Genomic DNA, 7974 nt, shown 5'->3' with positions numbered 1-7974 from the left:
CGCATCCGCTCCACCACCAGCCGCGCGGAGATCAGCACCGTGGGCAGCCCCGTGCCCGGCTGCGTAGAGGCCCCCACGAAGAAGAGGTTCTTCACCCGCGCATCCTGATTCGAGGGCCGGAACGGGCCGATCTGGAGGAAGTTCTGCGCCAGCCCGAACGCGCTGCCGTGCATCAGGTTGTACGAGGCCGCCCAGTCATCCGGCGTGAAGACGCGCTCGACGAGGATGTCGCGCTCCAGCTCCGGGAAGCCCAGCTCCGCCAGCCGCTGGAACACCTTGGCCCGGACCTTCGGGCCCTCCACCTTCCAGTCCAGGCCCGGGTGCTGGTGCGGCACCGGCACCAGGATGTAGACCGAGTCCTGCCCCTCCGGCGCCAGGCTCGCGTCCGTGCGCGTGGGCACGTTCACGTAGAAGCTGGGATCCTCCGGCACGCGGAAGCGCTCGAAGATGTCGTCGAACGAGCCCTTGTAGTCCCGCCCGAACACCACGTTGTGGTGGCCCAACCCCGGGTAGCGCTTCCGCAGCCCCAGGTAGAGCATGTAGCCGCTCGAGGTGTAGCGCAGCTTCTCCTTGCGCGGCAGCGAGGTGGGAGCCCCCTCCAGCAGCTTCTCGTACGCGTATGGCAGATCCGCGTTGCACAGCACCACGTCCGCCCTCACCACCCGCCCGCTGGCCAGCCGCACCCCCATCGCCCGGGAGCCCTCCGTGAGGATGCGCTCCACGGGCTGCCCGTAGTGCAGCCGCACTCCCTCCTCGCGCGCCACCCGCTCCAGCGCCAGGGGGATGGAGTACAGGCCTCCCTTCGGGAACCAGATGCCCACGCCCAGCTCGGTGAAGGGCAGCAGCCCATACACCGCCGGCGAGGCGAACGGCGACACGCCCAGGTACATCGTCTGGAACGTCATCGCCGCGCGCAGCCGCTCGTCCTGGAAGAAGCGGCTGACGTCCGCGTACATGCGCCGGTGCGCACGGACCTTGAAGATCTTCGCCAGCACCTTCGGCGAGAAGTAGTCCGAGAGCCCCGCGTAGTTGCGCCCCACCAGGTGATCCAGGCTCGTGCGGTACTGCTCGCGCCCCTGCGCCAGGAAGGCCAGGTAGCGCTGGAAGCTGCCGGGCTCGATGCGCTCCAGCTCGCGCCCCATGGCCGTCAGCTCGGAGGTGAAGGTAATGGCCGAGCCGTCCCGGTAGTGGATGCGGTAGTTGGGCTCGCACCGCTGCAGCGTCAGGGAGTCATCGAGCCGGCGGCCCAGCGCGGTGAAGGTCTCCTCGAAGACCTCCGGCATGAGGACAATGGTGGGGCCGATGTCCCACGTGAAGCCCTCGACCCGGAGCTGGTTGCAGCGACCGCCCGGCCCCTCTGTCTTCTCGAAGAGGTGGACGTCGAAGCCCTGGCGCGCCAGCCGGGCCGCGGCCGCGAGCCCACCCACGCCGGCTCCCACCACCACTGCCTTCGGCCTGCCCTGCTCCATGGCCATGCTCGCTTCCTCAGGCCGCGCGTCGCGCCAGCCGGGTGATGAGGGTGTCCAGCAAGTCCCTCACGCCGCCCTCGTCCGGCAGCGCGTGCAGCGCTCGACGCCCCGCACGCGAGGCGCGCTCCACCAGCCGCTCGCACGCGGCCCGGCCGCCGTATTCCTCCACCAGCGCGCGGGCCCGAGCGAGCGCCTCGGCATCCTTGGCCTCCCGCGGCAGCGACCACAGCCGCTCCAGCTCCTCGCGGATGCCGGCCGGGGCGCGCGTGTACGCCGCCAGCACCGGGACGGTGCGCTTGCCCTCGACAAAGTCTCCGTCCGAGGCCTTGCCCGCCACGCGAACATCCCCGAACAGGCCGATCAGATCGTCCCTCAGCTGGAAGGCCAGCCCCACGTGGCGGCCTACGCACTCCAGCGCCGCGCGCAGCTCCTCGTCCCCGCCCGCCAGCATGGCCCCACACACCAGGGGTGCGCAGAAGCCGTAGCGCGCCGTCTTCAGGTGGGCCACCCTCAGCGCTTGCAAGAGCGTCACCTTCGACAGCGGCGCGCGGGACAGCTCCAGATCCAGGTACTGCCCGGCCGCCGTGTGCCGGCACACCCCGAGGTAGTAGCGCGAGGCCTCCGCCGCGCCCCGCAGTCCCGAGGAGAGCATCGCCTCCAGCGAGCGGGAGAACAGGTGGTCGCCCACCACCACGGCCAGGTCCTCGCCTGCCCGCCCAGGGCCCAGCAGGTGGTGCAGCGCGGGCCCGCCGCGCCGCAGCTTTGCCTGATCGGCCACATCGTCATGGATGAGGAGGAAGGTGTGCAGCAGCTCCAGCCCCGAAGCGAAGCGCCACAGCCCTGCGGGCACCGACAGCGAGCCGCGCGCCAGGGCGTACCCGGCCATCATCAGAGCGGGGCGCACCCGCTTGGCCGGCCGCAGGGTGTACAGGCGCGTGCGCTCCATGGCCCGCGTCCAGCGCGGATCCAGCGAGGCCTCGTCCGGCAGCTCGAACAGCTCGGCGAGCGAAGACTCGACCTGACGCTGCACCGTGCGCAGCCAGACCTCATCGGCCGAGGGCGCTGGCGGCTGGGGCAGGGCCAGCGGCGGGGCAGTCATCACGGAGAAGGGAGAAGCCATCGCATCGTCCTCCAGACTTCCAAGGCACCTTGCTCTACTGGTAGTGCCCGCGTACGTTCTTTGTCAATAGTATGTACAATGTTTGTCAAAACCTTGCCCATTCGAACCCTCTTCAACGGAGCCCTCCCATGAAGACCTGGCTGGCAGGTGCATTGACGGTGACCCTGGCTACGAGCGGGGCCCACGCCGACGGACTGCGGTCCAGTCCCTTGGAGGCGACGCTCAAGAGCTCGGCTGGCGTGCAGACGCCGCTGTCGAAGTGGCGGGGCAAGCCCGTCATCCTCTTCTACGAGGACAAGGACTCCACGCAGCTCAACCTGGCGCTGAAGGAGGAGCTCTTCGAGCGCGGCAAGAAGCACGGCCTGCTGGAGGCGGCCTGGGTGGTGGCGGTGGCCAACCTGGAGAAGTTCAACTTCTTCCCCGCTCGGCAGATTGCCCTCTCGCATGTGAGAGCTGAGGAGAAGAAGGCGGGAGTGCCCATCCTCGTGGATCTGGAGGGAACGCTGGGAGGGCCCCCGTGGGCGCTGCCCAAGAAGACCTCCACGGTGATGCTGCTGGATGCCACGGGGGCGGTCGTCTACAGCTACTCGGGGCGACTGGAGGCGGCCGAGCAAAAGACGTTCTTCGACGCCCTGTCCCGCCTGCTGGGCATGGAGCTGGGAGCGGAGCCGAAGCCGTGAAGGTGGCCCTGACGGGCGCGACTGGCTTCCTGGGGCCAGGCCTTGTCCAGGGTTTGTTGGAGGCAGGGCACCAGGTCCACATCCTGGGACGAAACCTTGAACAAGCGTTGGCGAAGCTGCCAACGGGGGTGACGGGGGCAGTCTTCCGGGCGGGGGAGCCCCTGGCGCCTGAAGCCCTGGGTGGTGCGCAGGCGGTCATCCATCTGGCGGGTGAGCCGGTGAGCCAGCGCTGGAACCACGATGCGAAGCAGCGCATCCGGGACAGCCGGGTGCTGGGCACGCGGGCCGTGGTGGAGGCCATGAGGGCTGCGGGCACGGTACAGCGCTTCGTGTCCGCCTCGGCGGTGGGCTACTACGGCGGCGCGCACGGAGCCGAGCCGCTCACGGAGGAGAGTGCCCCCGGCAAGGACTTCCTGGCAGGGGTGTGCCAGGGCTGGGAGGCGGAGGCGCAGCGCGCGCGGGAGGTGGGCCTCCGCACGGCGGTGGCGCGCATGGGCGTGGTGCTGCACCCGGAGGGAGGTGCGCTCCACACCATGCTGCCACCGTTCCGCATGGGGGCAGGCGGCCGGGTGGGCAGCGGCAAGCAGTACGTGAGCTGGATCCACCGCGCGGACGCAGTAGCGGCGCTGCGCTTCCTCGTGGAGAACCCCGAGCTGGAGGGGCCCATCAACGTCACCGCGCCCGAGCCCGTCTCCAACGCCGAGTTCGCCCACACGCTGGGCACGGTGCTGGGGCGTCCCTCGGTGATGCACGTGCCGGGCTTCGTGCTGAAGGCGGCGCTGGGGGAGATGGCGATGGTGGCGCTCGAGGGACAGCGCGTGCTGCCGCGGCGGCTCACCGAGGCCGGCTTCTCCTTCCGCTTCCCTCGGCTGGAGGAGGCCCTGCGGGAGCTGCTCGCCTGAGGCGCCACCGGGGCCGGCTTTGCCCATCGCCGTCTGCCCCGCTACGGTGCCGGCCTGGCAGGTTCCCATATGTGCCCCGTCTCACGTCGTTCCAGCCAAGAGCCACCCACCCGCCTTGCACTCGGCCGGAGCGCCCTGCGTGTCCTCGTGGCGGGAGTGCTCGTGGGCCTGCTCGCGGGCGCTCCGCCTGCCTTGGCCCTGGATCCCGACAAGTCCCTGCTCCAGTTCCCTCACCAGAGCTGGCAGACAGAGGACGGGCTGCCGCAGAACGCCATCCAGGCCCTGGCACAGACGCCCGATGGCTACCTCTGGGGCGGCACCTGGGAAGGGCTGGTGCGCTTCGACGGCGTGCGCTTCACCGTGTTCGACTTGACCAACACGCCCGCACTCCAGGCCCGCTCCATCCGCTGCCTGGCCACGGACTCGGAGGGAACGCTCTGGATCGGCACCGACGCGGGGCTCACCCGCATGAGCGGAGGAAGCTTCTCCCGCGTCGAGGTGCCCTCCCACCTTCCCCTGCGCAACCTCAAGGCCCTGCTCCCCACGCGGGATGGCGCCCTGTGGATCGCCACTGGCGGCTATGGGCTCGCGCGGCTCTTCAAGGGCCAGCTCCAGATGTGGACCCCCGACAGCGGGCTGGCCAGCACCCAGGTCTATGCGCTCGCCGAGGATGCGGCCGGCACCCTCTGGGTAGGCACCACCGGTGGCCTGCAGCGCTGGGATGGCACGGCGCTGCGCGACAGCCCTCCTTTCGAAAAGGGCCACGTGCCCGTGCTGTCCCTCGCGGTGGACAGGGATGGCATCCTCTGGGTGGGCACCGGAGATGGGACCGTGTACCAGCTGAAGGAAGGGCGCCTGCTGGCGGTGCCCGCGGCGAGCATGCCCGGGGCTCCCATCGAAGCCCTCTTCGTGGACCGGCTGAACACCTTATGGGTGGGGAGCACGGGGCAAGGCATGCTGCGCCTGGCCCACAGCAAGCGCTTCACGATGGATGGCGCCCAGGGGCTGCAGAGCATCGCGGTCATCTCCTTCCTGGAAGACCACGAGGGCAACCTCTGGATCGGCGCGGCGGAGGGCGGGCTGCATCGCTTCAAGGACGCGCCCTTCACCCCCCTGGGCCGCCCCGAGGGGCTGCCGCATGACATGGTCGCCTCCATCTACGAGGCACGGGATGGGAGCTTCTGGTTCGGCAGCATGGAGAGCGGCGTCACCCGCTGGCACAACGGGACGATGAGCACGTGGACGACACGCGAGGGGCTCATCCACGACCGCGCGCGCTCCATCGCCGAGGCTCCCGACGGCAGCATCTGGATCAGCGCGCAGACGGGCGTGAGCCACTGGCAGGAGGGGAAGATCACCGCCTCGCTGGGCTCCGCCGAGGGCCTGCCCCCGGGCCCAGTGCGAGTCCTCCACGTCGACCCGGAGGGGACGCTCTGGGCGGGGACTCCAGAGGGACTGGCGCGGTGGAACGGCGAGCGCTTCGAGCTCTTCACGCGGAACCACGGGCTGCCCGGTAACAACATCACCCTGCTGAAGGAGCGGCCCGCGGGGGGCTTCTGGGTGGGTACCGCCGAGGGAGGACTGGCCTACTTCATCCACGGCCGGCCCGTCCTGGTGGCCGCCGAGGGCCAGCCCATGTTCACGGAGGTGCAGGCCATCCACGAAGAGGCCAACGGCACGCTGTGGCTGGGCACCGACGAGGGGCTCTACCGCTGGAAGGCCGGGCGCTTCCAGCGCTTCACCCGCGAGCAGGGCCTGTTCGATGACCGCATCTTCCAGATCCTCCCGGACGGGCGCGGCCACGTGCTCATCAGCTGCAACAAGGGCATCTTCCGCGTGTCCCTGGAGGAGCTGGAGGCCATCGCCGAGGGCCGGCTCTCCCGCCTCGCCTCCCGCGCGTACGGCATGGAAGACGGGATGCGGACGCATGAGTGCAACGGCATGGCAGCACCTCCAGGAATCGTGGCGCGCGATGGCCGGCTGTGGTTCCCCACCATCCGCGGCGTCGTCAGCTACGATCCGAACAGCCCGGAGGAGCAGCGCGCGCCTCCCCTCCCGCCGGTGCTCTTCGAGGAGATCCTCGTGGACAGCCAGCCAATCCCTCGCGCTCAGTGGGACCACATCCCCGTGGGTGAGGGCCGCGTGGAGCTGCGCTACACCGCCGCGGGCCTGCGCGCCCCGCAGCAGCTGCGCTTCCGCTTCCAGCTCGAGGGAGTGGACTCGGACTGGGTGCAGGCCAGTGGTGAGCGCGTGGCCCACTACACGCACCTGGCGCCGGGGAAGCATCGGTTTCGGGTGAGGGTGGAGTCCCTGGATGGAAGGAGCGAGCCCTCCGAGGCGACACTGACGTTCTTCCTGGCGCCCCGCTTCCACCAGACCTGGTGGTTCCGAGTGGCCTACGGACTGGCCGCCGTGCTGGCGGTGGCCGGCCTGGCGTGGCTGCGCGTGCTCCGGGTGCGCCAGCGCGAGCACCAGCTGCAGGCCCGCGTGGACCAGCGCACCGCCGAGCTGGCCACCGTCAACGGCGATCTCCAAGCACGCCTCCAGGAGCTGCAAGCCACGCGCGAGCGGCTCGTCCACGCGGAGAAGATGGCGGCGGTGGGCACCCTGGCCGCCGGAGTGGGGCACGAGATCAACAACCCGCTGGCCTTCATCATCTCCAACCTGCACTACGCGGCCACCGAGGTGCGCACCGCCCGGCAGGCGGATGCCCAGGAGCGCTGGGGCGAGGTGGAGCTGGCGCTGGACGAGGCGTTGCAGGGCGCGGACCGGGTGCGCCGCATCGTCCAGGATCTCCGGACATTCTCCCGCATGCAGCCCGAGCGCCTGCGGAAGGTGGAGGTCCACACGGTGCTGGAGCTGGCGCTCTCCTTCGCGGACGCGGAGATCCGCCACCGCGCCCGGGTGGTGAAGGACTATGGCGAGCCACTCCAGGTGCTGGGGGACGAGACGCGGCTGGGGCAGGTGTTCCTCAACCTGCTCGTCAACGCCGCCCAGGCCATCCCCGAGGGACATGCGGACCGCAACGAGATCCGCGTCACCACGCGCACGGACGAGCGGGGACAGATCATCGTAGCGGTGAGCGACACCGGCACGGGCATTCCCGCCGAGGTGCTGCCGCGCATCTTCGAGCCCTTCTTCACCACCAAGCCGGTGGGGGTGGGCACGGGGCTCGGGCTGTCCATCTGCCACTCCTACGTGCAGAACATGGGCGGAGACATCCACGTGCGCAGCGAGCAGGGGCGGGGCACCACGTTCGAGGTAGTCCTGCCCCCGGCCCCGGCGCACCCCTCCGGGAGGCAGGCCGCCGTCACGCCCGAGGCCGAAGCCCCCACGCCCCGGGGCCGGCTGCTGGTCATCGATGACGAACCGCTGCTCATCGCGGCCCTCTCTCGCACGCTGGCACCCGAGCACGAGGTGGTGGCCCTCACCCACGCACGCGAGGCGCTGGAGCGGCTGCGGGCCGGAGAGCGCTACGCCCTCATCCTCTGTGACTTGATGATGCCGGAGATGACGGGGATGGAGCTGCACGAGACGCTCGTCCGCGAGGCGCCCGGGCAGGCCGAGCGCATGGTGTTCCTCACCGGCGGCGCCTTCACCGAAGCAGCGCGCGCCTTCCTGGACACCACGCGGCTGCCCTGGCTGGAGAAGCCCTTCGAGCCAGAGACGCTGCGCACCCGCCTCCGGGGGCTGCTCGCGGAGCGCGGCCAGCCCTCCTCGATCCTGGCCTGATCCGGGGCGGCCACACCGCTTGACGCTTCTTCACATGCAGTTCAGGTTGCGGCGGGCGCGGATCCGGTAAG

The 7974-nt window shown here is 70.3% G+C and carries 5 protein-coding genes; 3 read left to right on the top strand and 2 right to left on the bottom strand.

Annotation, left to right across the window (positions count from 1 at the left end; all coding sequences use genetic code 11):
* Window positions 1-1475 (bottom strand): phytoene desaturase family protein (locus VD972_RS32745; protein WP_324992721.1); only part of this gene is annotated, 1475 nt, incomplete at its 3' end.
* A gap of 10 nt (window positions 1476-1485) precedes the next feature.
* Complete coding sequence (locus VD972_RS32740) at window positions 1486-2589, bottom strand: polyprenyl synthetase family protein (RefSeq protein ID WP_324992720.1); 1104 nt, start codon at window positions 2587-2589, stop codon at window positions 1486-1488.
* 128 nt (window positions 2590-2717) lie between these two features.
* Here VD972_RS32740 and VD972_RS32735 point away from each other — a divergent pair, with 128 nt between their 5' ends.
* From VD972_RS32735 to VD972_RS32725, 3 genes are all read left to right on the top strand, one after another.
* Entirely contained in the window at window positions 2718-3269 is a 552-nt protein-coding gene (locus VD972_RS32735) for a hypothetical protein (RefSeq protein WP_324992719.1), read from the top strand.
* A complete protein-coding gene (locus VD972_RS32730; RefSeq protein ID WP_324992718.1) occupies window positions 3266-4171 on the top strand; it encodes a TIGR01777 family oxidoreductase in 906 nt (301 codons plus the stop codon). Before VD972_RS32735 ends, VD972_RS32730 begins: the two co-directional genes overlap by 4 nt.
* 147 nt (window positions 4172-4318) lie before the next feature.
* On the top strand, window positions 4319-7903 hold the full coding sequence (locus VD972_RS32725) for a two-component regulator propeller domain-containing protein (protein ID WP_324992717.1): 3585 nt from the start codon (window positions 4319-4321) through the stop codon (window positions 7901-7903).
* Window positions 7904-7974 lie beyond the last annotated feature (71 nt).

Origin of the sequence: Hyalangium sp., assembly GCF_035629615.1 — a bacterium.
In the GTDB taxonomy this organism is placed as follows: Bacteria; Myxococcota; Myxococcia; order Myxococcales; family Myxococcaceae; genus Hyalangium.
The sequence above is the reverse complement of the archived record's forward strand: the minus strand, read 5'-3'. Positions and strand labels throughout refer to the sequence as shown.

What these genes read in the sequence shown, in the direction of transcription:
- VD972_RS32740 (WP_324992720.1), bottom strand. Translation starts at nt 2,589, where the DNA reads ATGGCTTCTCCCTTCTCCGTGATGACTGCCCCGCCGCTGGCCCTGCCC.
- VD972_RS32735 (WP_324992719.1), top strand. Translation starts at nt 2,718, where the DNA reads ATGAAGACCTGGCTGGCAGGTGCATTGACGGTGACCCTGGCTACGAGC.